Here is a 21,427-nt window from a genome sequence, read left to right as displayed (position 1 = left end):
TCTATGACGACAACAAACTGGATAGCTCGGCGATGTACGCAAACGGGCCCGACAAGGAGAGTTACTCAGTGCTAGACCTCATATACATCGTGGATGAACCAACCACATCCGCCCGAGCGCAATGCGGTAGCGACGGTTCGTCAGTAAATTTCACAATGCCCGGTCGGGACGACAATCTCAGCGGCATGCTAAATGCGAATCTTGCGGGCGTTGCAGGTGCTACGGTGCTTGCAGCCGGTGCGAGGTTTTTCGCTGGTCCGCTGCTGCCTACCGCTTTGGTAGCCTCCGCATTATTTAGCGTTCCAAGCTTGCTTTCTTCTTATACGAAGGAACGCAGCGCGAAAGGCGAAGACCTAGACGCGGCGAAATTGGAGGAATCACGTGTGCTCGCCGCATACATAGCGCACCATTCGCTATCACGCAGCCAAGCCAAAGCTCAAGGCTATTGCTTTCAACCTGGGCACCCAGTCGTGGGCAAGGCATACAGGAGGCACCCTCTGACGGACTATCCGAATCCAGACAATGGGAATCTCTACATCCCCAGTGATAGCTACGATGCAATTTTGTTGGAAGAGCGAGAGTCAGAGCTGATCAAACTACTGGTCCATCTAGGCGCGACCAAAATCACGATTACCAAGAAAGCGTCAGACAAAACGCGCAACGGTGTGACCGCTGGGTTATCCGCTCAAGCCGGCTCAATGGGCGGCGGTGACATCAAGTTTGCAGGCAACGCCGAGCGTGACGTGAATACGCTTGATACGCGTGAATTCTCGCTGACCGGCCGACCATGGAAGGCAGACAGCAAGGTCGAACGCGAGAGCTTTTTTTGGTTGTCATATGAACCATCTTGGAAAGCAGTAGTATTCGCCCGCGAAAACGGCGGCTGCCTAACTGCGTCTTTGGAAATCAAAGAAAGTACTTCATTTTCATCGGACAAGAATTTGGAGCTTTCGATCAAAGCACAAATGACCGAGATAGGAGGTCAGGCGGGAATATCAAACAGTGGCAACGAGGAAAAAACGTACTTAGTTAGGGCAGAGTTCGCCCCCGTACAGCGTAATAGGGACGAGCTCTAGGTGCTCCTTCGTCAATGTTCTGCTACGACCTGTCAGCCACACAGCTGCCGCCCACCCTGTCATGAGAGGTGAAAAAGGTCGCCTTCCTTTATCCCAAGCCATATTTCCAGATGCTCGTGCAGGGTTTTCAAGGCTAGCGCGTGTTCAGGAAAGTCGGTGGGTTTTATCGCCTCGCATCGGTCCTTTGCCACCTGGATACCGATCAGGTCTTCGATCACATCCTTGCTGAACATGTGGTACGTTCGGCCGACTCGGTCTCCTAGGGTATGGCTTGTGCCGGTACTCATCATGCGCGTTGCCATTCTTGCAAAGCCCTCGTCGGTCTCGATGGCACCCGACATCCAATTGCGTGGCTCGGTAAGGGAGCCGGTATAACTTTTCCATCGGTAGAGTTGGGTAACGATATCTGGTTCAGCAATCATCGCGTCCCTGTCAGAGGCGCGATTTCTGATCAGTTGTAACCAAACGGCTTTCATTGCCTCAACGGTATCGAGATCAAGCGCAGGATTGAAGCTTTCCGCCTTATCTTCTTTTTGAGCCGCAGGATCGTTCAAGTGGATCAATATCGCAGCAACGGACAGAGCTTTGGTCTGGCGGAACGCTTCGAGTGCTAGATCACCTCGTACATTTTCCGGGATTCGCTTCAAGAACCATGAAATTGCTCGCCATGCCGAAACCCAAGGCGAATTGAAGGGATCGCCGCCTACGCCTGCGAGCTTCTGTGCAATGTTAAACATCCCTGGAAGCAAAGTGGCAGCGTTATCAACAGGAAGGCGTTCGACGGACTCGTCGAATCTAGCTACAAGTGAGGGTAACAGCTCCTCTGCCTCTAGATTTGCGATAGCGGCAGTTAGTTCGTCCTCCGTTGCCGTTGCGTCAAGGAACTCAACAAAGCGACGTTCAGACATTTCTCCTAGTGCAGTCTGAAGTTCGAAGTAGCGGGGGAAGAAGCGCGGTGAGCAAGCCCGCTTCGTTGTCAGCCAATTGAGACGAAAATCCTCAGCATAATTCGGACCGCCAAACGCCCATTCAAGAGGTGGGAACAGTTCGGTGATCGTCTCCCTGGCGATTTTGCGACGCGCCTCTGGTACCACCTCAAGGAGGCGCTCGGCTGCGGCTCTTTGCGTATCCTCTTGGCCATCACTTCGAAAGCGACGCTCTTGAAGGACCAGTGTCCTTTCTCGGAATAGAGCTTCGTGTAGATCCGCCTCAAAAACTCGCAGAGCTTCAAGAACCAAAAAATCGACAATATTCACTTCGAACACGTCGCCAGATACATGCAAGGGCATGTGCACTGCCACAGATAAGATTAGCCGACGAGCATCTCGGACGTTGCGTAGACGCGGTTGGATGCAGCCCACGAAAGCGTTGCCCCAGCGTGTCTCTGAGAACCCATTGGCCTCAGTCGCATAGCGGCCGACCAACAGGGAAAGTTCCTCTCCAAAAATCCTATGTACAACCGTCACAGGGACGGCGGGTAGATCGAAATTTGTTTGCACAATTTTTTCGAGAAAAGCTCGCCCGTCGCCGTCCGCGACCGGATCGAGCGCTCTCTCTACGATGCTGGGTTGGAAGAGCAGCACGAAGACTATGTTGGGCAAGTTTGCGTTGGCCTTCACTTGCCGAAGTAGTACCCGAATCTGCTCGGGCTCGAGTCTATCAATATCGTCGACGAAAACGATTAACGGACGGGGGAGCTCTCGTAAACGGCGGTCGAGAGCCTCGCGTACCTTGTCGAGTGGTTCCCCACTGCGATCACGTCCGTAATGCAAGAGTAGACGTCCGATCAGGGATGTGGCTACGGCCAGACCGGCAAGTGCAGCCGCGACCTTAGCAGCGGTAGGAAGATCGAAACCAATGGCCGAAGCAATGAAAAGCACTGAAGCATTCGTCAGCACTGACGAGATCATTTGGCTAGAACTGCTAGCCTTTTTAAGCGGGGCGCTGGCCCCCGTCAGGATCGCGCCGTAGCGCCGCAGAGCTTCGGCGCGCTTGAGCGCGGCCTTCGAATGCTCCCCTCCAAGTTGATCCGCTATTTGGCTGAAGAGAGCACGGGAAATTGCGTCGCCGTCCCCCCATTGCCATGGATTGAAGTCTAGCCAGTCCGAACCACTGCCTCTTTCCGTAAGTCGCTCAGTCACTAGGTTCTTCAAGGAGGATTTGCCAAAACCCCAACCACCGCGGATTGCGAACACTCTTCCTTCACGCAAGCTGAGTTCTGAGAGCACCGTAGCTATGCGGCTCGCAAAGTCGGCCCTTCTAAGGCGATCCTCCGACTTCGTACGAATCGGACTTTCCGATCCGATTTCATCTACAGATAGACCAGCCGTGATGGGACTGATTTTGGGCTTCGCTCCGCGACAGGAAAACCATGTTGAGAAGCGGATGAATAGCCCGTTCATAATGCTGATACTCGCAGGGAATTTTCGTTCGATCAAAGTGCCAAAATTGGAATGACAGCCGAGTGGCTGGATAGCCAGTTCGCGATAAAGCGGTCAGTAGGGCAGATTATGGTCAAATACTGGCTTAAAGCCAGTAAACAACTAAGAAATTTTAGGTAAGCCCTCGCCATAGAAATAACAGCTCTTCTCCGGAGAGAATTCCACGAACCGTAGCATTGCCCCGTCCTAAGAAGGCGAACCTTGACCCCAGTAGTTAGTTTCGTAAACGCCCGTGCCAGACGCGAGGAACAGCCTAGGTCATACCGATTCACAGTGAAGCGAAAAATCCGATGTAAACGCTTTATAAACCCGGTCAGCCCCATTGCGAATCATTGAGTCTCCCCTCATCCGGCCAACCCTCACCAATCGAACTCCACGTTAAACCTGCCGATTTCCTATCTCGAACGTTTTGTACTCCCCCAGAACCTCGCCTGAGTTGGCTCACCAACCCTTTAAATCCGATTAAAAGCCCCATTTCCATCCGGCGCCCAAGCTCTGCACATCATCACAACGCAGCGCCCACCATGACCCCACTCCACATCTTCAAACCCGGCACCCACACCGCCCAATGCGGCACCACCTACAACTTCACCGAAGCCGACCTGGCCGCCACCGTCGCCGCCTACAACCCATCGCTTCACGAAGCCCCCCTGGTCATAGGCCACCCACAACACGACGCTCCTGCCGCCGGCTGGGTCAAATCCCTGTCCGCCACCACCCATGGCCTCATCGCCGAACCCCAACAAATCGACGCGTCCTTCGCCGAGCAAATCGCCAAGGGCAGCTACAAGAAAATCTCCGCCTCCTTCTACCACCCAACCGCCGCCAACAACCCCGTGCCCGGCGTCTACTACCTGCGCCACGTCGGCTTCCTCGGCGCCCAACCGCCAGCCGTCAAAGGCCTGCGTCCCATCGAACTGGCCGAAGGTGAACCCGGCGTCATCGAATTCAGCGAAGGCGGCCTACAGCCCACGTCCTGCGCCACTGCATTAGAAGCAGAAAACAAACGCCTCAAAGCCGAACTCGCCCAACGCGACAACGCTGCCCAAAAAAACCTCCACAGCGCCAGCGTCGCCTACGCCGAACAACTGGTCGCCGCCGGCATGAAGCCGCTGCACGCCGCAGTCGTCATCGCCGCCCTCGACGCCGTGCAATCTGCCGCCACCCCCTTGGAATTCGGCGAAGGCGACCAACGCCAGCCACTAAGCGCAGGCCTCAAGACCCTCTTCAAAGACCTGACCAACCCCGTCAGCTTCACCGAAGTCGCCACAAAGGCCCGCACCGGCCAACCCGATGCAGCACCCACCAATCCTCTACTCGCCGATGCCGCAGCCCGCGCCCAACGCTAGGAACCCCCATGGCCACCTTTAACCAACCCAAAGACCTGGGCGACTTACTGTTGCTCCAAGTCAGCCCCGGCTGGACCAAAAGCAACGTCACCTTACTCGCCGGCACCGACTACCCACTCGGTCAAGTGATCGCCAAAGTCGCCGGCAAATACCAAGCCCTCGATCCCGCCGGCAACGGCGCCGCCAAAAAAGCCGCCGCCGTCCTGGCCGAGCACGTCGACGCCACAGCCGGCGATCAACCGGGCGTGGTCATCGCCCGCGGCGCAGTCCTCGCCATAGCGCACCTGGTCTGGCCCGCCGGCATCACACCCGCCCAGCAAGCCGTCGCCCTCGACGAACTCAATGCCCTGGGCATCGTCGCCCGCGTAACCCTCTAACCGGAGCCCACCATGAACCTGCCAGACCTATTCAGCGTCGCCAACCTCACCGCCGCCGTGAACAAACTCCCGGCCATCCCCGGCAAGGTTGGCGCCATGGGCCTGTTCGACGAGAAAGGCGTCACCAGCACCAGCGTCGTCATCGACGAACGCGAAGGCCGCTTGGTGCTCGTGCCCAACACCTCACGCAACGACGACCCGGCGCCGCTCGAAGGCCGCAAACGCAAGCGCCGTACCTTCGAAACCCTGCATCTGCCGGTCAGCAGCTCAATCCTGCCCAGCCAGCTACAAGGCATCGCCGCCTTCGGCCAGGAAAGCGCCACCGCGCCCGTCGTCACCGTCGTCAACGACCACCTGCAAGAACTCAAAAACAGCATTGAAGCCACCCGCGAATTCCAACGTGTCGGCGCACTGCGCGGCCAACTGCTGGATGCCGACGGCTCGCTGCTCTTCAACCTGTTTGAAGAGTTCGACGTCAAACAAAAGAAGGTCACCGTCGCCCTCAGTAACCCAGACACCAACGTGCGCAAAGCCTGCCTGGACGCCAAGCGCCACGCCGAATCCAAACTCGGCGGCGTCATGGTCACCGGCTTTCGGGCCTTCTGCGGGCCGGACTGGTTCGATGCCTTCACCGACCACGCCAAGGTCAAAGAAGCCTTCGCCCACTACCAGGCCGCCCAAGATCGTCTCGGTGGTGACATGCGCTCGGGCTTCACCTTTGGCGGCATCGAGTACATCGAATACGACGTCACCGTCAGCGGCCAGCGCTTCATCCCGGCCGACATCGCTCAGGTCTTTCCCGTCGCCCGCGGAGTGTTCCGCCTGTTCAACGCCCCGGCCAACTACAACGAGACCGTCAACACCCTGGGCCAGGCTTTCTACAGCAAAGCCGAGCCGCGCAAGATGGGCAAAGGCTGGGACCTGGAAGCCCAAGCCAACCCCTTGGCCATGTGCTTGTTTCCCGAAGCCCTCGTCGAACTGAAGGCGGGCTGAGCCATGCGCTACTGCACCCGCGCCGACCTCGGCAACGCCATTCCGCTGATGACGCTCACTCAGCTGTCCAACGACGACCCGGCCGCCACCGCACCCAACGAAAGCGTCATCGACGACGGTGTGCGCCAGGCCGAAGAACTGGTCGACGGTTACCTACGCGGTCGCTATCAACTGCCGCTCGACCCAGTGCCCACCGTCCTGCGCGATGCCGTGGTCTACCTGGCACGCCATTGGCTCTACCAACGCCGCCCCGAGGGCGCCTTGCCAGACGCCGTCAAAGACAGCCGCAAAGACACCCTCAAACTGTTGGAGAACATCCGCGACGGCGTCATCACCCTAGGCACGCCCACCGGCCTGGCCGTGCCAGAGCCGGGTGAGATCCGCGTGCGCGCTCGCCCTCAACAATTCGACGCCCAACAGTGGGACCGCTATTAATGACGCCGGCCAAAACCCAAACCGAACAGCTGCTCGACGCCATGCTCGCCCGGCTACAAGCCGACCTCGGCAACGAACTGATGATCGAGCTGTTCCCCGAAAATCCGTTGCAATATCGGCTCAACCATCCCCGCGGCGCCGTCTTGCTCGCCTACGGCAAATCCACGTTTGGCCAGTCAGAAAGCACCGACGCCTGCTTCCAAGCGCGTCACCTGGTGCTGCGCCTCACGTTGGTGTTCCGCCAACTCAATGGCAAAGACGGCGTTGTCAGCCACCTTGACCGCATCCGCGCCTGCCTCACCGGCTGGTACCCACCGCACGCTAACCAGGCCTGCCGTCCCGTCTCCGAACACTTTATCGGGCATCACAACGGCCTCTGGCAGTACGCCCAGGACTTCGCCGCCGGCATCCCACACCTGCAAACTCAGGACCACGAAAGCGGGCCAAAACTGACCTCCGTCCAGCTTCAGGAGCACCCATGAAACTCACCACCTACCGCTACGCCGGGCCACCCAGTTGCGCCTCTCTACGCGTAGGCAAAACCGGCGAACGTCTCGAAGTCCTCCTGCACCCCGGCCAACCGGTCAGCATGCCCGCCGACCACGAATACACCCGCGTCTTACTGGCTCTCAAACACCTGCATCCACTACACGCTAACCCTCTGCCAACGGGCTTACCCGTAAAGGCAGCAGCACAATCAATAGCCGCCGCTAAGGAATAACCCATGCCCGCCAACTACCTACACGGCATCGAAACCACCGAAGTCGAGCGCGGCCCCAGGTCCATCCGCGTGGTCAAATCCGCCGTCATCGCCGTAATCGGCACGGCGCCCACCGGCCCCATCAACGAACTGACCCTATGCCTTAACGACATCCACGCCGCACAGTTCGGCCCGCACATCACAGGCTTCTCCATCCCCGAAGCCCTGCAAGGCATCTTCGACTTCGGCGCCGGCACTGTACTGGTCGTCAACGTGCTCGATCCCGCCATCCACAGCACCACAGTGGCCGAGCAAGACGAACAATTCACCAGCAGCGATCAACTGCTACTGGAACACGGCGCACTGCAAACGCTGGAAATAAAATCCGCTGACGGGTTGGTCACCTACTTAGAGGGCACTGACTACAGCACAGACAGGCTGATGGGACACATCCGCCGCTTACCGGCGGGCGCCATCGCCGCCAATGCCCAGATCAAAGTGGACTACACCCACGCCGATCCCAGCAAAGTCACCGCGACGGACATCATCGGTGCTGTCAACGCCGCAGGGCGGCGTACCGGCCTAAAAGCCTTCCAAGACAGCTATAACCAACTGGGCTTCTTTCCCAAAATCTTCATTGCCCCGGGCTTCAGCACCTTGAAAGAAGTGACCGCCGAGCTGGGCGCCTCGGCCGGCCAGGTCGGCGGCATCGCCTACATCGACGCGCCCATCGGCACCACCGTACAACAGGTACTGGCCGGGCGCGGGCCAGCGGGCGCCATCAACTTCAACACCAGCAGCGACCGTGTTCGGTTGTGCTACCCGCACATCAAAGTCCACGACGCCGCCAATGGCGAACGCCTGCAACCGTTGTCGATCCGCGCCGCAGGCCTGCGCGCCAAAGTTGATAACGACCACGGTTACTGGTGGAGCAGTTCCAATCAGGAACTGATCGGCGTCATCGGCCTAGAGCGACCACTAACCGCCCGGGTCGATGACTCACACAGCGAAGTCAACCTGCTCAACGAAATCGGCATCACCACCGTCTTCAACGCCTTCGGCACCGGCCTGCGCCTGTGGGGCAACCGCACCGCGGCCTGGCCCAGCGTCACCCACATGCGCAACTTCGAAAACGTGCGCCGTACCAAAGACGTTGTCGACGAATCCATCCGCTACAGCGCGCTGCAGTTCGTCGACCAACCACTCACCACCTCGCTCATCACCAGCATCACCGAAAGCGTCAACTTGTTCCTGCGCAAACTTATCGGCGACGGCGCCTTGCTCGGCGGCGAATGCTGGTACGACCCGGCCCGCAACCCTCAAACCGAACTGGAACAAGGCCACGCACTGTTCAACTACAAACTCACCGTACCGCCGCCCTTTGAACGCGGCACCTTCGAAACCGAAATCACCGGGCAATATCTGGTCAACTTGGGAGCTGCATAAATGGCAGGCTTTACCGCGCACCGTATTTCCAATGCCAACGTCTATCTCGATGGCACCAGCTTCTTTGGCAAGTGCGAAGAGATCGACCTGGGCAGCATCAAAACTGTGTCGAGCGACTTTCAGGGGCTGGGCATGGTTGGCCTGATCGAGTTGCCGGATGGCATTGATAAGCTGGAAGGCAAAATCACATGGAACAGCTTGTACTTCGAGGCGGCCAAGAAGCTGGTCACGCCGTTCAAGAGCGTGCAGTTGCAATGCCGTTCCAACGTACAGGTGTTCAACAACGGAGGGCTGGTCAATGAGATACCGCTGGTCACGACCATGACCATTACCGGTAAGGAGTATCAGTTGGGCACGCACAAACCGCGTGACCCGACCAAATATGAGACGCCGTTTTCGGCGACCTACGTGCGGCAGATGATCAATGGGGATGAGGTGGTGTTGCTGGACTATCTGGCGAATATTTTTCGGGTGGGCGGAGAAGATCAGTTGATCAAGTACCGAAAAAATATAGGGCAAGCTTAAATTACGTCGCTGTGCGGGGGGTGGAAGTAAGTGGCTCACGAAGCCGGGACGTCAGCCGATATTGAGCGTGAATTTCTTAAAATAGGATAATCACTGATGGCTGATTTGACGTGGTCGCAGACGCTCGCGGTTTCACTGCTCACTGCTGCTATAACCCTTGCAGGCACGAGCTGCCAACAAGCTCGCCAGGATGAGCGAGCGGACAGAGCAAAATTTTTGGATGGCGCCCAAGTCACGGCTCAAGAAACCAGCCGTCTGTTGTATGACGGCTACAATGCGCTGGATAAGTTATTAAAAGAAACGGATCAGAAAGGCTGGGGGGAGTTCTCTAAAGGGCCGTGGCATGAATACATGCAATTCCAACGCGGTTGGCGTCAGCACCTGATCGCCGAACATTTTAAGCTATCGCGTTACTTTGGCAAAAATATGGCAGATGAGCTAGTCCATATCGATGAAATCGACATTCACCCTGTGAACAATCTTTCCTCCCCTAATCCATGCTCGCCACCAGGAGACGAAAAAAATTATGATATAGAAAAACTCTCCGGCCAGATCGAATGTTATGCCCGACTTGCAACATTAAAACAAGATGTCATTAATCAGGACATTGAAGACAGAAAGGCCGGAGAGCTATTCGACGCAATACAATCTAAGAGTGGCACCGAACAATATGCCCGGGATCTGCTTCAGCACTATGATAAATCTACGGTTAGCTATCTTAGAAGGCTGGATGCAACGCTAACAGAGCTAGGTGTTACGAAAGTAACTGTCGTGCCTAGCGATTCTTAATATAAAACCTCCTAGGGCAGCTGGACAAGTCCTCGCAATCGGTAGTAAGAGCGGTGACTTACCTGCAGGCTCTGATTGAACGCCTTTCCAAGCAGAATGGAGGGGCGTAACCGAACCAGACGTGCCTGCTTCCACCTACCTAAAATCATTCTGGCTGAGCCAATCCGGACTAAATGCCTTCAAAAGGTTTACCTCTGGCCAGAAATAATGGCAATATAATACTCATCAAGGACTGATAGTAGAGGCGAGAAACCCGTGATGATTGGCCCAAAATTACAAAACGATTTTCTCATAAGATCGCTGGGTTTAAAGAAAGAAGTAGACCTTTTCCGAGCTTTTATTAGCGCCTTTAATGCACTGGGAACTGATGCGCTCGCGAAAGAGTATCATGGTAACCGATATCAAGTTACGTTTAACGAACGTCGGGGTGCTGGACGGGCGGTCCCTCGCTGCGAATTATGTGATGTAATGATCATCAATTATCCGATAAGTGATCCTGGCGCCGCCCGAATTACTTTCAATCAAGCAAAAGTCACGGATAACGTGCTGCGATGTCATCAAGCCTTTTCAACGGCAGCTCCTTATAGTTTTCGTGCAAACCTGGAACAATGGGATTTGCTTTCCAATCGCCCATATATAAGCTCTGCGTCAAGATTTTTTTACCCACCGTCCAATCTGCTTTCTGGTGCGCTTCTTTCATCTGTAGGTACATTTGGAGTCTTTTACCCAGTCGGCACAAGTTTTGACTTTGCATATTTGGTGGCAGACGGTCTCACTCCGCTCCATAACAATGCCAGCCCATCCGGGACGCTTCTATGGAGAGCTCCATTACTGCAAATTCGTGTTGTTGGAACCCATGACGAAATGACAGGAACGTGCTGTCTGCATCAATTTGGGGACGCGTTGGAACAAAACCTCATTGGTACACCTATCTCAACGCTTCTATCGGGTTCATCCGGGCAGGGGGCGGCTCAGATGCGTGCTTGGCTTAGGGAGGTTTTATTGTCGCTTCAGCGAGAACACCCAGACTCTTCGCTGCCGGAAGAACTCTTGAACGGCCTCCAGTTGGGCCAAGAAGAGGAGCAGGACACTACAGGGAAACGTCCACAGTCCCTATCACTTCCTCGGGCCATAGTATTGACTAGGACGCGTGGCCGCGACATGGACAAAGAGACGGGCCTATTCCACCGGTGAGGTTGGCCTACCGCCTTTATAGTGCTCTCTTAGTTCTTCGTTTCCAGAGAGCACCTCCATCATGATCTGCAACATGAGGAGGGGGCCAGGTGTGATCTGGTCGGGATTGACATTTCGCCCATCAAAATCTGGATCAGTTTCGATCTCGACATTAATAACCCACCAGACCTCGACCTTCCGCATCAAGCTCATGATTTCCTGCATTTTTTCCGAAAGCGCGAGATCTTTTCCGACCAACACGATCTCAGGCATCTCATGAGCTAACGAGTTGCGTAGTTGTTTGAGTCGCTCAAAGTCTTCAATATCATCCTGATCAATCGCCCCTATATTCTTCAGCCATATTAATGATGCATATAGGGGGCTTTTACTAAGCTTTAGAACTTTAAGGTCGTATTCTGGGGATGTGGCTATTTCGCCAGCAGTAAAATCGATGCAATAAAAATCCTTTAAACGACGAACGATGGAGTCCTTCAGCATTTCAAAGGCTGTTATGTAAAGCGATATAGCAATCAATCGCTCCTGCATCACCGCAGGTGTCAGTAGATTCTCCCATTGCTGCTCAATGCTCATATCGTCGTCCTGATGGAATTGCTACAAGTGTTCGGCGCATCCGAGCAGGGGGTGATCACTACTGACGCAGCCAGCGCTGCGAACTAATCGCTATGAACTGCCTAATCCCTAACGAGCCACGCTCATTCCGGGCTTTTGACCCCGGCTTAGTCAGGGCAGTAACCACCGCATCACGACTGGCCTCGTACATAGCAAAAGCGTCGAAATCAGAGTCAAGCAACACCAACAGCACCGTGTCGAAGGGTTGCGCCAAATCAATAGAACCCAATCGGCCGGATATCTTGGCCTGAGTCACCACGCACCGGCCTTTGATCTGGATATGTACAGGGCCGCCGTTTCTGATTTCGGTGGCGTCGTAACCGGCCTTTCTGGCGCAATGTAGATCCAGGCCAAGCTTGGTCGCGGCTTCGTATTCAGCCACCTCACCGGTAATACCTAACGGCTTGCCCGTTAACCGGTAGTAGCGTCGAGCAAGTACTTTCGCATCGCGTAAGACTTCAAATATCTCAGCATTGATGGGATCGACGCTGGCTTGGATGTCATTCGTAACTGGGAGCTGAGCCAAATCTGAGCCTCATTACGCTAGACACCGGGACGCTGAAGATTAGCAGCCATTTAGCGGTGAGTCCGTTCGCAATGTTGAGGACGATACCTTTTAGGGGTAGGAGTCTTTCAAAGGGCTACAACCCCCAGCGCCATTACCTACAACCACCACAGAATCCCCTGGCAGCACTTCCACAGCTCCACCGGTATCTTATCCCTCGTCACCGCTCGCGGTGACCGGGCAGAGCGGCCTGCAGTAGTACTTAAGGTGCCTCTGATGAAGGAACAGGTCGCTCCGCCCGATGTTGATGGCGCTGTACGCCGGGCCCCCTGGGCACTCCGGCATTGCAAATCCCCGGTCCACACCGGCGTACAGTGCCATCTTTTTAGCCGCCAGAGCTTTATGGTAGCTATGCGGGGTTCAACCCACTGCATTGAGCGCGATCTTTCAGCCGGTGACCTCGTACAGCTGCCTCCCTCCGCCAAGCATCTTCAAAGCCCATCAAAAGCGGTCGAGGGCTGAAGCCAGTCGCCCAAAACAATCGCCTCCAACCTCAAGCCTTCGGCCGAGAATGCACGTTGTTGCTGCGGTCAGATGTAGGCAAATTCCTCAAAGCATCCGCCAGCGTATTATCTACGGCAGAATCTCGTTTAATATCGATGAGCCCGAAGCGCCCCATAAGACGCTGTATTTACAACAATACAGTCCCAGGAAGTAACAAAGAAAAGTCGCCCCGTTTAATTGCCGTAAACATATCCAGCGCGACACGTTTAAATACACTCCACATTACGCCCTAAAGGCTACGAGACCTTGCGTCCTTACTTACGCATGCGTCAGAATCCGCTGGCTTGTGCGCTTTGCCCCGGGCCTCTATCGTTGACCTGCCACTGCCCATCAGTGGTCGGGTTTAGTCGCCCATCAGGTTTGGTAAGGTGCTTGAGCACCGTTCAGTCAGGTCATTTATATGCCTGCACTAAATGGTGGTTGTGCGCAGGGCGTCCTCGGGCGCGCCGGGTTTTACCAATTCCTACCGGTCGACTAACCTGCGTACAGCCGCCACCCTTCTTTTAGTCGAGAACGGTTGCAGCTCCAATGTAGGAATTGTTAACTATGTTCAAAGTAACCCCCAACCCCCCGGATATCGATTCGGTACTCTACGGCGACTCTCTCGACCCCGAAAGGTTGAAAGAGGCGGCAGACCGCGCGCTCAAGCATTACCTGAACCCCGGGGCAACGAAAACGCAGATACAGCCCCGCAAGCCCAGCACGATCTTCACCATCGACGCAGCGGTGGATGACGAAACGTTGCTCGTTGAGGCGTGCGAATCCTTGGCATCCGCCAGCGTGTTGGTCAGCGACCTCACCGATTTGACGGACGGCCCAAGACGCCAAACGATGCTGGTGCTGCAACGGGTCATCATGTTGGGTGAGTTAGCGGTCAATCGAGTACTGGATAACCACAGGCTACCTGGGTAGTCGCCAGGTAATGTTGCGGGGGCGCCGCAAGCGCCCTCACAACAAAACAGACAGCAAGAACTACAAGGTCTCTTGCTTCTTCTGTTCAGCAACGCGGCCAATGTAAGCACGCAGGTGAACCCTCGCGGCACTGACTGGGCTAAGCCCACGAAGCTCGGTGGAGCGTTGGCTTCCGTCAGGCAGCGATACCGTCAAGGTGTCATTGAACACGCTGTACAGAGCGGTATGCTGCACGCCGTCAATTTCAAGTGTGATTTCGTCTTCCATCCGGTCTCCGATCGTGGCAAGGGTGAACCATTCCCGCCGCGACGGGAATGATCGCCGGTCATCAACGCATGTTCAGGCAGGCGGGCAGGCTATCGAACACTTCCAGGCCGTGGCCGGTTACCACGTATTCCGAGTTCCCTCGGATAAGCTCTTCATCTTTGAGCCACCGAACGCAGTCGTTTAGGAATAACTCCTCAGGCGTTTCAACATAATACCCCTCGTGAGGATCCAGACGGCCTTTCGGAAAGCCGAAATCCTCCGCGCCCAAGCCAATAGGCGTAGGACAAGCATCGATTAGTTTGCTCATTATCTGAGCGATCAAATCATTAAATTTTTCTTTGTTCGACTCACTCATAACTCCATTTCTCCTTGTGTAGCGGGTCTGGTTACCGTCTTCCAAAGCAGCCTGAATCCTCTCTTTAAATCCGATTAAAAGCCAGTATCCACTCGCACCGTCATCATCAGGGCTCAACCAAAGAGCAACCGATCTCACCGATCGACCTGGAGCAAAACGATGGCCGATGCACTGACCTTTACCCTCAATTTCCCGTTCACCAGCGCCAGCGGCGAGCAGATATCGACGCTGCCCATCAAACGCCTCAAACGCAAAGACATCACTGCAGCGCAAGCAGTGACCAAAGACGAAGGCGCCATGGAAGATCAACTGGTGGCCAAGATGCTGGGCATCACCCTGGAAGATCTGGGCGAATTCGACATCGCCGACTCCCGGCTAGCCACCGAGGTGTTGCGGGAAATGGCAGCCGCACGTGACCTTGCTGCACTCCTGGGACGAAGCGTTGTTGCTGGTGCTCAGGATGCAGCCCTCTGAGATCGCCCAGCTCGACTTGGTGGAGTACTGGCGCTGGGTAGAGGTGTGTCAGCGTGAGATCGATCGCCGGCTCGAACTGACCGAAAAAACCAGTGGCTGATCAGCGTCACAACACCCACCACCAGCCCCGCCAGCAACGCGCCGCCCGCCGCCAAAGGGGCAGCGGCCAAGGCCAGCAGCGGCAGCCCAAAACAGAACGCCAACACCGCCGCCCACAACGGAAAATGCACCAGGCACAGCCAGGCAAGCCAGACCACACCGGCGCCGAGGGCCAGTGCGTAAACGATGTGGGCGGTGCGTAGCGCGATTTTTTCTAACATGCCCAAAGCGTAGCAAGATCGATGGCGAATGAAGTCCTATTGGGGTTAAAAATCGGCGGGGTTGTTTCAGGCAGTTTCAACGCGGCCTTCGGCACAGCCAAATCCACCGTGCAGCAGCTCGGGCGGGCCACTGATGGCCTTGCGGTTAAGCAGCAGGCCGTCGGTAATGCGCTATCGGCGTCCTTGGCACGTGGCGGCACCGGTCTTGTGCAGTTGCGCCGCCAGTACGATGCGCTGGGCAACACCATCGACCAACTCAAAGCCAAGCAAGACCGCCTCACCGCCAGCATCGAGCGCGGTGCAGCCCTCAAGAACCAACGGCGTGAGCTACGTGGCCAGGCCATGGAGGTCATCGGTACCGGCGTAGCGTTGGGCGCCCCCGTGCTGCGGTCATTCAATACCGCCGTCGATTTCCAGGACCAGACCCGCGACATCGCCATCACCGGCGGCTTCAACCCGGCGCAAGAGCAGCGCCTGAGCCTGGCGATGCGTGGCGCGGCGCTCAGGTGGAACCAGACCCAAACCGAGGTCGCCAACGGCACCGCCATCCTCATCGCAGGCGGCATCGACAGCCTGAAAGAGCTCACCGCGTACGCCCCGGTCATGGCTAAAGCCGCCACCGCCACCCGCGCCAGCATGAAAGACTTGGGTTCGGTCGCCATCGCGCTCAACGACAACTTGGGCATTGGCGCCGCGGGCCTTGAACGCTCCATGAACATGCTGGCCTTTGCCGGTAAAAGCGGCCAGTTCGAACTGGCCGACATGGCCAAGTGGCTGCCACAGCTCACGCCCCAATTCGCAGCCTTGGGCATTACCGGCGAGCGCGCCGTGGCAGAGATCGGCGCCTCCTTGCAGATCGCCCGTCGCGGTGCCGGCAGCAACGATGAAGCCGCCAACAACTACAAGAACTTCCTCTCAAAAATCACTGCGCCAGAAACGCTCAAGGCCTTTGAAAAAGTCGGCATCGATCTCAAGGGCAGCATGAAAAACCTGGTCAGCGAAGGCCTGTCCCCGGCACAGGCCATGCTCAACATCCTCACCGCGCACTTGGGCAAAAAGGCCCCGACCGCGGCGGCCGAGTACGGTAAGGCGCTGGACATCAAGGATGAGCAAGAACGGGCCATGGCCCTGGCTCGGCTCGACGAAGCGTATAAGCTCGGCGCCTTGTTCGCCGACCAACAGGTGTTGTCCTTTGTTCGGCCGGCATTGGCGAATCAAAAGGATCTGGCCAGCATCGAACAAGGCAGCAAAAACGCCGCCGACCAAGGCGTGCTGGATCGGGACTGGGCCAAGCGCATGGGCAGCTCCAAAGAGCAATTGAAAGAGCTGCGCAATAACCTGACCGATGTAGGCCTTTCGGTCGGCAGCGCGCTGCTGCCCGCCATCGTCGACGTCAGCCGCGCCGTGGTGCCGCTCATGCGTTCGTTCTCGGCTTGGGCAGAGCAGCACCCGGACGTCATTCGCGGCGTGGTCGGCCTGGTCGGTGGTTTGTTGCTCGGCAAACTGGCCTTTATCGGCGTGGCCTATGGCGCCCACCTGGTCATGGCGCCGTTCGTGGCCCTGACCACCACCGTCACCACGCTGTCCGCCAAGTGGGCGATGTTTCGCGCAATGTGGCAGATGGGTAAGTTCACGCCGCTCATCACAGGATTACGCCGTTCCGGCGCGGGCCTGCTCAAGGTCGCCCGTGGTGCGCTGCACCTGGGCAAGATGCTGGGCGGTACGTTGTGGGTCGGATTGAAGCTCGCCGGGCAAGCCGTCCTTTGGCTCGGCCGTGCCCTGATGCTCAACCCCATTGGGTTGGCGATCACCGGCATCGCCCTGGCGGCCTACTTGATCTATCGCCATTGGGCACCGATCAAAACCTTCTTTACCGGCCTCTGGAGCGAAGTCCGCGCAGGCTTCGACGGCGGCCTGTCTGGCATTCTCGCGGTACTGCTCAACTTCTCACCACTGGGGTTGTTTTACCGGGCCTTCGCCGGCGTGATGAACTACTTCGGCATTGAGCTACCGGGCACGTTCACCGAATTCGGCAGCCTGCTCGTCACGGGGCTGGTCAACGGCATCAGCAACATGGCCGGCGCCCTTAAAGACAGCGTCGTGGGCATAGGCGTATCCGTTAAAGATTGGTTCACCGAAACCCTGGGCATTGAGTCGCCCAGCCGGGTCTTCATCGGTTACGGCGCCAACATCAGCGAAGGCGCGGCCCTGGGCATCAAGGCCCAGTCGGGGTTGGTCCGGCAGGCGGCGTTGAGCATGGCTGCACAAAGCACGGTCGACATGGCGCCGCCCAATCCGGCGCAGGTGACCCGGGCCAGCATGCTAGGCGCCGCTGGCGCGAAGTCCGCCGCCTCTGAGTCCGTGGGGCCCATGACCTTCCATTTCTCGCCCCAAATCAACGTGCCCAGCGGTGCCGGCATGGAGCAAATCAACCAGGGCTTACACGCCACTTATGCCGAATGGGTGCGGTTAATGGAGCGCTATTTACACGACAAACGCCGCCACAGCTACGGCCCCGCCAATGAGGTCACCGCCTAATGTTTGCCATCTTGGGCGATATCGAATTCACCGTTGCGGGCGGCATCAGCGGCATAGAACACAGCGGCTCGGCCGACTGGGCCGAACATGCGCGCATCCAAGGCAAGCCGTTACTGGAATGGATGGGTGAAGGCCTGGATGAATACCACCTGATCATTGAATTGCACCCGCTACTCGGCGACCCCGAGGAGCGTCTACGAGCGTTGCGTTTAGCCAAAAGCCAACACCAGCCGTTGGCGTTCGTCATGGGCAGCGGTGAATACCTGGGGGCCTATGTCATCAGCAACATCAGCCACACACTGCGGCGCACCACGGCCATCGGGCAGGTCAAAGCCGCCACCGTGCAACTCAGCCTGAAGGAATACGCCGGCGCCTTCACGCGCAAAGCCCTGCGCCCCGGCTTACTTAACGACGCCCTTAGCGGTACGTCAGCCGCCACCATCGGCTCGCCGGGTTTGATCTCTCACATGAAGCCATCGCCCAGCGTCCTGCAAAAAGTGGTCGCTCATGCGAAAACCGCCGCCACGGTGCTCAAGGCAGGCCAAAACCTTTACCACACGATCCAGAGCCGTAACACCACCCTGATTCTGGAACAGGTCCCGCAGTTACTCGGTAAAACAGCCCAGGCCATTGAGCCGCTGCAAGGGTTAGCCACTGCCGCAGGACTGCTTCACAACGGCGCCGATTTATCGCGCCTGGGCGAACAGGTGCTTGGCAATGTCATGGGCGCACGCGCCAGCCTGAACCCCGTGGACCTGAGCAACCTCGTCGAGCGTTTTGCTGCATCCCGAGAAGCCCTCGACCAAGCCGTCAGCCAAATGGACGATGCCAACACTCGACTGGCGACCTTGGCCGCACAAATCTTGACTCGGAGGGGCTGATGTTCATTGCCCATATCACCACCGAAGGCGAACGCTGGGACCAACTGGCCTGGCGGTATTACGGCGACGCTCACCGTTATTTACCCATCGTCCAGGCCAACCCCCACGTTCCTATCAGCGCCACATTGCCGGCGGGGCTGACACTTGCCATCCCCGTATTGCAACCACTGCCCACCACAGAAGACCTCCCGCCATGGATGCGATGATTCCCCAGCAGGTGCCACAGGCGCGCTTTGTGCTGACCTATCAGCAGCGCAACATCACCCGTAACGTCAGCCAACACTTGCTGTCTTTGTCCTACACCGATTTCCTCACCGGCAAAGCCGACAGCTTGGCCGTCGAGTTGGAAGACACCCAAGGCAAATGGCGCGATCAATGGTACCCAGGCCACGGCGACAGCTTGGCACTGTCCATTGGCTGGGAAGGCCAGCCCCTGCGCGCCCTCGGCCGTTTCGAGATCGACGAACTCGAACTCAACTGCCCACCCTCGACCATCACGCTGCATGGCTTGGCCACCGGCATCAAAGCGGCGCTACGCACCACCCACCATCACGCCTACGAAAACACCACGCTGGCCGTCATCGCCCAGCAGATCGCCACGCGCCAAGGCTTACAGCTGATCGGCAACATCCAACCGATCCCCCTCGACCGTATAACCCAGCAAGACGCCGACCTGACCTTCCTGCGCAATCTGGCTGCCGAATATGACTATGCCTTCAAGATCAACGGCCAGCGCATGGTCTTCCATGCCATCAGCGAACTGACCAACATCGCGCCAGTCGCCACGCTGATACTCCAGGACTTAAGCCATGTGAACCTGCGCGACCAAATAAAGGACGTCCCCCAAGCCATCGAGCTCAAACACCAAGACCCCACCAACAAACAACTGATCACCTACAAAATCGAGAACGGCGAAACCGTCGCCGCGCCCAGCAGCCTCAGCAAAACCACTACCAGCGGCGACACCCGAAAAAGCCGCAAACGCAGCGCCTCAACCGAAGCGTCCAAAGCCAGAGCCAACGCCGAACGGGCCAAAGCCAACCGCGAACGCACCACCGGCAGCTGGACGGCCATGGGCCAACCCAACCTGGTCAGCGGCAACGTCATCGTCCTGGCCGCAGCCGGCCAACTCGGCGGCCACTACCTCATCACCTCATCCCACCACCGCATCATCCGTACCGGCGGCTACACCGTCGACAAACACGTCTGCCGCGTCCGCACACCCCACCAAGAGCCAACCCCATGAGCATCGAACTGGCCTACGGCGAAGTCAGCGCCATCGACTATCTAAGCTGCCGCATCCGCGTCCGCCTGGACGACCGCGACGGCCTGCAGACCTATTGGCTCAACATTCCCCAGCGCAACACCCAAGGCACAAAGCGCCGCCCACTTATGCCCGAACTGGGTGAACAGGTCGCGGTGTTGCTGGATGCGGATGGGGTGGACGGCGTTTACCTGGGCGGCATTTATTCAACTGCCGAACCGCCGCCGGTTGCGGATGAAGACACCGATTTTGTGCGGTTTAGTGATGGGACGGTTTCGATGTATGACCGCAAGGCTGGGGTGATGGGGCTGGAGTGTGTAGGGGCTTTGATTGTGAAGTGTGGGCGGAATATCACAGTTGAAGCGAGTGAGCCGTTGGTCGTGAAGGCGCCTTCGGCGACATTGGACATCCTGCAGGTCACCTTGAATGGTGACCTGCAGGTGAACGGGGGCATTGAGGCTACGGGAACGGTTATGGATATGAGTGGTAACTCAAATAACCATAAGCATTAAAGGCCAGGGCCTCCGCCGCTAAAGTTCTGCAATTTATTTTTCTTGAGGGCAGAGCTAGAATCGTTTTTCGTTTTGGTAAGAGTCATCGAAAGATCTGTGCCACTGCCAATGCGCTTGAAGAACTTTATGTCTTTTTCCATAGTGTCCACTGACCCCTGCCAAGCACCTGCGGGCCCCAGAGCAGAAAGGTCAAAATCCGTATCCACCAAAGCTTGAAGCATTTGGGGGTATCGTCTGTAGTAGAAATCCCATGCGGTTAAAAATTTAACTCGCACAGTCGGGACAGCATGCGATCGCATCAAAGTATGAATGTCTTTTAAGAAACGGACCTGATAAGGGACGTTTGTAGCGTAGTCCTCACCCGGCATTTTGAGATCAATTGGGTAGGTCCCGGCGGACCATTTGTTCAGTTTTTCAAGGCCCCGATTTAGGTAAACGAAATGGAAATTTGAGCTAAACGGTGCGGTTCGAAAAAATTGGTTGTACTTCTGACACTCCGAACTCATGAAGAGCCCCAACGATGGAATTTCCTTCTCTGCAAGGTAAGCAGTGATGAGGGCACCACCAAAGAAGCATTCCACGTAGCTCAGCTGATAGTGATTGAAGTCACCTTGCACCAAAACCGCTCTGAAGAAAATGTCCTGTCCTGTTAGTCTATGGTGCAGGTCCTCCGCAAATTCCGTGAGCTGCCATACATAGTCTCGCCGTTCAGTGTCAGAGCCCGCATCTTCCTTGTTGTAAACCAGAATGGTGTCAGAAAAGACGATGGTGCTGAAGCTTGCCTGTCTGTGTGCGTTTAGCGTATTCAGAATGGAGTAAACCCGAGCTACCTTCCTAGGCTCATTGAGGGTCATTTCCTTGAAGCCGAGGATGTCGATGTACAGAAGAAATTTGTTCATTC

The 21,427-nt window shown here is 56.8% G+C and carries 24 protein-coding genes; 17 read left to right on the top strand and 7 right to left on the bottom strand.

Going from position 1 to position 21,427, the window contains the following annotated elements; genetic code table 11:
- Window positions 1-68 precede the first annotated feature (68 nt).
- Complete coding sequence (locus tag ACLH0I_RS11510; protein ID WP_411387098.1) at window positions 69-1,076, top strand: hypothetical protein; 1,008 nt, start codon at window positions 69-71, stop codon at window positions 1,074-1,076.
- A 59-nt stretch (window positions 1,077-1,135) separates the two neighbouring features.
- Here ACLH0I_RS11510 and ACLH0I_RS11505 read toward each other — a convergent pair whose 3' ends face one another.
- Window positions 1,136-3,478 carry a P-loop NTPase fold protein gene (locus ACLH0I_RS11505; RefSeq protein WP_411387097.1) on the bottom strand — a complete coding sequence of 781 codons (2,343 nt, stop codon included), beginning with the start codon at window positions 3,476-3,478 and terminating at the stop codon, window positions 1,136-1,138.
- Between the two features lie 563 nt (window positions 3,479-4,041).
- On the opposite strand from ACLH0I_RS11505, the gene ACLH0I_RS11500 reads away from it, so the two are divergent.
- The 9 genes from ACLH0I_RS11500 to ACLH0I_RS11460 all read left to right on the top strand — a co-directional run bounded on the left by ACLH0I_RS11500 (window position 4,042) and on the right by ACLH0I_RS11460 (window position 10,131).
- Entirely contained in the window at window positions 4,042-4,866 is an 825-nt protein-coding gene (locus ACLH0I_RS11500; RefSeq protein WP_411387096.1) for a phage protease, read from the top strand.
- 8 nt (window positions 4,867-4,874) lie between these two features.
- Window positions 4,875-5,243 carry a head decoration protein gene (locus ACLH0I_RS11495; RefSeq protein ID WP_411387095.1) on the top strand — a complete coding sequence of 123 codons (369 nt, stop codon included), beginning with the start codon at window positions 4,875-4,877 and terminating at the stop codon, window positions 5,241-5,243.
- Window positions 5,244-5,255: 12 nt separating this feature from the next.
- Window positions 5,256-6,236, top strand: a complete 981-nt coding sequence (locus ACLH0I_RS11490) for a major capsid protein (protein ID WP_411387094.1) — start codon at window positions 5,256-5,258, stop codon at window positions 6,234-6,236.
- Between the two features lie 3 nt (window positions 6,237-6,239).
- Window positions 6,240-6,671 carry a gp436 family protein gene (locus tag ACLH0I_RS11485; RefSeq protein ID WP_411387093.1) on the top strand — a complete coding sequence of 144 codons (432 nt, stop codon included), beginning with the start codon at window positions 6,240-6,242 and terminating at the stop codon, window positions 6,669-6,671.
- A complete protein-coding gene (locus tag ACLH0I_RS11480) occupies window positions 6,671-7,153 on the top strand; it encodes a Gp37 family protein (protein WP_411387092.1) in 483 nt (160 codons plus the stop codon). The genes ACLH0I_RS11485 and ACLH0I_RS11480 overlap by 1 nt, the downstream gene beginning before the upstream one ends.
- Window positions 7,150-7,392 carry a hypothetical protein gene (locus tag ACLH0I_RS11475; RefSeq protein ID WP_411387091.1) on the top strand — a complete coding sequence of 81 codons (243 nt, stop codon included), beginning with the start codon at window positions 7,150-7,152 and terminating at the stop codon, window positions 7,390-7,392. The genes ACLH0I_RS11480 and ACLH0I_RS11475 overlap by 4 nt, the downstream gene beginning before the upstream one ends.
- Before the next feature lie 3 nt (window positions 7,393-7,395).
- Window positions 7,396-8,817, top strand: a complete 1,422-nt coding sequence (locus ACLH0I_RS11470; RefSeq protein ID WP_411387090.1) for a phage tail sheath subtilisin-like domain-containing protein — start codon at window positions 7,396-7,398, stop codon at window positions 8,815-8,817.
- The gene (locus ACLH0I_RS11465; RefSeq protein WP_411387089.1) at window positions 8,818-9,342 is read left to right on the top strand and encodes a phage major tail tube protein; all 525 of its coding nucleotides are present in this window, start codon (window positions 8,818-8,820) and stop codon (window positions 9,340-9,342) included.
- Window positions 9,343-9,438: 96 nt separating this feature from the next.
- Window positions 9,439-10,131, top strand: coding sequence for a hypothetical protein (locus tag ACLH0I_RS11460; protein WP_411387088.1), 693 nt, complete (start codon window positions 9,439-9,441; stop codon window positions 10,129-10,131).
- Window positions 10,132-10,663: 532 nt separating this feature from the next.
- Here the strand turns inward: ACLH0I_RS11460 and ACLH0I_RS11455 are convergent.
- The 3 genes from ACLH0I_RS11455 to ACLH0I_RS11445 form a co-directional block, all read right to left on the bottom strand.
- On the bottom strand, window positions 10,664-10,831 hold the full coding sequence (locus tag ACLH0I_RS11455) for a hypothetical protein (RefSeq protein ID WP_411387087.1): 168 nt from the start codon (window positions 10,829-10,831) through the stop codon (window positions 10,664-10,666).
- Between the two features lie 479 nt (window positions 10,832-11,310).
- Complete coding sequence (locus ACLH0I_RS11450; RefSeq protein WP_411387086.1) at window positions 11,311-11,895, bottom strand: hypothetical protein; 585 nt, start codon at window positions 11,893-11,895, stop codon at window positions 11,311-11,313.
- Between the two features lie 58 nt (window positions 11,896-11,953).
- Window positions 11,954-12,460, bottom strand: coding sequence for a hypothetical protein (locus ACLH0I_RS11445; protein ID WP_411387085.1), 507 nt, complete (start codon window positions 12,458-12,460; stop codon window positions 11,954-11,956).
- A 1,089-nt stretch (window positions 12,461-13,549) separates the two neighbouring features.
- On the opposite strand from ACLH0I_RS11445, the gene ACLH0I_RS11440 reads away from it, so the two are divergent.
- Window positions 13,550-13,915, top strand: coding sequence for a DUF6124 family protein (locus tag ACLH0I_RS11440; protein ID WP_411387084.1), 366 nt, complete (start codon window positions 13,550-13,552; stop codon window positions 13,913-13,915).
- Window positions 13,916-13,975: 60 nt separating this feature from the next.
- On the opposite strand, the gene ACLH0I_RS11435 is transcribed toward ACLH0I_RS11440, so the two are convergent.
- On the bottom strand, window positions 13,976-14,182 hold the full coding sequence (locus tag ACLH0I_RS11435; RefSeq protein ID WP_411387083.1) for a hypothetical protein: 207 nt from the start codon (window positions 14,180-14,182) through the stop codon (window positions 13,976-13,978).
- Window positions 14,183-14,243: 61 nt separating this feature from the next.
- Window positions 14,244-14,537, bottom strand: a complete 294-nt coding sequence (locus ACLH0I_RS11430; protein ID WP_411387082.1) for a hypothetical protein — start codon at window positions 14,535-14,537, stop codon at window positions 14,244-14,246.
- Window positions 14,538-14,696: 159 nt separating this feature from the next.
- On the opposite strand from ACLH0I_RS11430, the gene ACLH0I_RS11425 reads away from it, so the two are divergent.
- The 6 genes from ACLH0I_RS11425 to ACLH0I_RS11400 all read left to right on the top strand — a co-directional run bounded on the left by ACLH0I_RS11425 (window position 14,697) and on the right by ACLH0I_RS11400 (window position 20,526).
- Complete coding sequence (locus tag ACLH0I_RS11425) at window positions 14,697-15,011, top strand: phage tail assembly protein (RefSeq protein ID WP_363807249.1); 315 nt, start codon at window positions 14,697-14,699, stop codon at window positions 15,009-15,011.
- A gap of 341 nt (window positions 15,012-15,352) precedes the next feature.
- Entirely contained in the window at window positions 15,353-17,869 is a 2,517-nt protein-coding gene (locus tag ACLH0I_RS11420) for a phage tail tape measure protein (RefSeq protein WP_411387081.1), read from the top strand.
- Window positions 17,869-18,750, top strand: a complete 882-nt coding sequence (locus ACLH0I_RS11415; protein WP_411387080.1) for a phage tail protein — start codon at window positions 17,869-17,871, stop codon at window positions 18,748-18,750. Before ACLH0I_RS11420 ends, ACLH0I_RS11415 begins: the two co-directional genes overlap by 1 nt.
- On the top strand, window positions 18,750-18,956 hold the full coding sequence (locus tag ACLH0I_RS11410) for a tail protein X (RefSeq protein ID WP_030132023.1): 207 nt from the start codon (window positions 18,750-18,752) through the stop codon (window positions 18,954-18,956). The genes ACLH0I_RS11415 and ACLH0I_RS11410 overlap by 1 nt, the downstream gene beginning before the upstream one ends.
- Complete coding sequence (locus ACLH0I_RS11405; protein WP_411387079.1) at window positions 18,944-19,996, top strand: phage late control D family protein; 1,053 nt, start codon at window positions 18,944-18,946, stop codon at window positions 19,994-19,996. Before ACLH0I_RS11410 ends, ACLH0I_RS11405 begins: the two co-directional genes overlap by 13 nt.
- On the top strand, window positions 19,993-20,526 hold the full coding sequence (locus ACLH0I_RS11400) for a phage baseplate assembly protein V (RefSeq protein WP_411387078.1): 534 nt from the start codon (window positions 19,993-19,995) through the stop codon (window positions 20,524-20,526). The genes ACLH0I_RS11405 and ACLH0I_RS11400 overlap by 4 nt, the downstream gene beginning before the upstream one ends.
- Here ACLH0I_RS11400 and ACLH0I_RS11395 read toward each other — a convergent pair.
- Window positions 20,523-21,425, bottom strand: coding sequence for a hypothetical protein (locus ACLH0I_RS11395; RefSeq protein WP_411387077.1), 903 nt, complete (start codon window positions 21,423-21,425; stop codon window positions 20,523-20,525). The genes ACLH0I_RS11400 and ACLH0I_RS11395 overlap by 4 nt on opposite strands.
- Between the last annotated feature and the right edge of the window lie 2 nt (window positions 21,426-21,427).

Origin of the sequence: Pseudomonas sp. MPB03, from assembly GCF_046605385.1 — a bacterium.
GTDB classification, from domain to species: Bacteria; Pseudomonadota; Gammaproteobacteria; order Pseudomonadales; family Pseudomonadaceae; genus Aquipseudomonas; species Aquipseudomonas zanjanensis.
This window is presented reverse-complemented; position numbering and strand designations above follow the sequence as displayed.

What these genes read in the sequence shown, in the direction of transcription:
- ACLH0I_RS11500 (WP_411387096.1), top strand. Translation starts at nt 4,042, where the DNA reads ATGACCCCACTCCACATCTTCAAACCCGGCACCCACACCGCCCAATGC.
- ACLH0I_RS11425 (WP_363807249.1), top strand. Translation starts at nt 14,697, where the DNA reads ATGGCCGATGCACTGACCTTTACCCTCAATTTCCCGTTCACCAGCGCC.
- ACLH0I_RS11505 (WP_411387097.1), bottom strand. Translation starts at nt 3,478, where the DNA reads ATGAACGGGCTATTCATCCGCTTCTCAACATGGTTTTCCTGTCGCGGA.
- ACLH0I_RS11495 (WP_411387095.1), top strand. Translation starts at nt 4,875, where the DNA reads ATGGCCACCTTTAACCAACCCAAAGACCTGGGCGACTTACTGTTGCTC.
- ACLH0I_RS11460 (WP_411387088.1), top strand. Translation starts at nt 9,439, where the DNA reads ATGGCTGATTTGACGTGGTCGCAGACGCTCGCGGTTTCACTGCTCACT.
- ACLH0I_RS11415 (WP_411387080.1), top strand. Translation starts at nt 17,869, where the DNA reads ATGTTTGCCATCTTGGGCGATATCGAATTCACCGTTGCGGGCGGCATC.
- ACLH0I_RS11395 (WP_411387077.1), bottom strand. Translation starts at nt 21,425, where the DNA reads ATGAACAAATTTCTTCTGTACATCGACATCCTCGGCTTCAAGGAAATG.
- ACLH0I_RS11485 (WP_411387093.1), top strand. Translation starts at nt 6,240, where the DNA reads ATGCGCTACTGCACCCGCGCCGACCTCGGCAACGCCATTCCGCTGATG.
- ACLH0I_RS11405 (WP_411387079.1), top strand. Translation starts at nt 18,944, where the DNA reads ATGGATGCGATGATTCCCCAGCAGGTGCCACAGGCGCGCTTTGTGCTG.
- ACLH0I_RS11455 (WP_411387087.1), bottom strand. Translation starts at nt 10,831, where the DNA reads ATGAAAGAAGCGCACCAGAAAGCAGATTGGACGGTGGGTAAAAAAATC.
- ACLH0I_RS11420 (WP_411387081.1), top strand. Translation starts at nt 15,353, where the DNA reads ATGGCGAATGAAGTCCTATTGGGGTTAAAAATCGGCGGGGTTGTTTCA.
- ACLH0I_RS11465 (WP_411387089.1), top strand. Translation starts at nt 8,818, where the DNA reads ATGGCAGGCTTTACCGCGCACCGTATTTCCAATGCCAACGTCTATCTC.
- ACLH0I_RS11435 (WP_411387083.1), bottom strand. Translation starts at nt 14,182, where the DNA reads ATGGAAGACGAAATCACACTTGAAATTGACGGCGTGCAGCATACCGCT.
- ACLH0I_RS11480 (WP_411387092.1), top strand. Translation starts at nt 6,671, where the DNA reads ATGACGCCGGCCAAAACCCAAACCGAACAGCTGCTCGACGCCATGCTC.
- ACLH0I_RS11490 (WP_411387094.1), top strand. Translation starts at nt 5,256, where the DNA reads ATGAACCTGCCAGACCTATTCAGCGTCGCCAACCTCACCGCCGCCGTG.
- ACLH0I_RS11430 (WP_411387082.1), bottom strand. Translation starts at nt 14,537, where the DNA reads ATGAGTGAGTCGAACAAAGAAAAATTTAATGATTTGATCGCTCAGATA.
- ACLH0I_RS11450 (WP_411387086.1), bottom strand. Translation starts at nt 11,895, where the DNA reads ATGAGCATTGAGCAGCAATGGGAGAATCTACTGACACCTGCGGTGATG.
- ACLH0I_RS11470 (WP_411387090.1), top strand. Translation starts at nt 7,396, where the DNA reads ATGCCCGCCAACTACCTACACGGCATCGAAACCACCGAAGTCGAGCGC.
- ACLH0I_RS11475 (WP_411387091.1), top strand. Translation starts at nt 7,150, where the DNA reads ATGAAACTCACCACCTACCGCTACGCCGGGCCACCCAGTTGCGCCTCT.
- ACLH0I_RS11400 (WP_411387078.1), top strand. Translation starts at nt 19,993, where the DNA reads ATGAGCATCGAACTGGCCTACGGCGAAGTCAGCGCCATCGACTATCTA.
- ACLH0I_RS11410 (WP_030132023.1), top strand. Translation starts at nt 18,750, where the DNA reads ATGTTCATTGCCCATATCACCACCGAAGGCGAACGCTGGGACCAACTG.
- ACLH0I_RS11440 (WP_411387084.1), top strand. Translation starts at nt 13,550, where the DNA reads ATGTTCAAAGTAACCCCCAACCCCCCGGATATCGATTCGGTACTCTAC.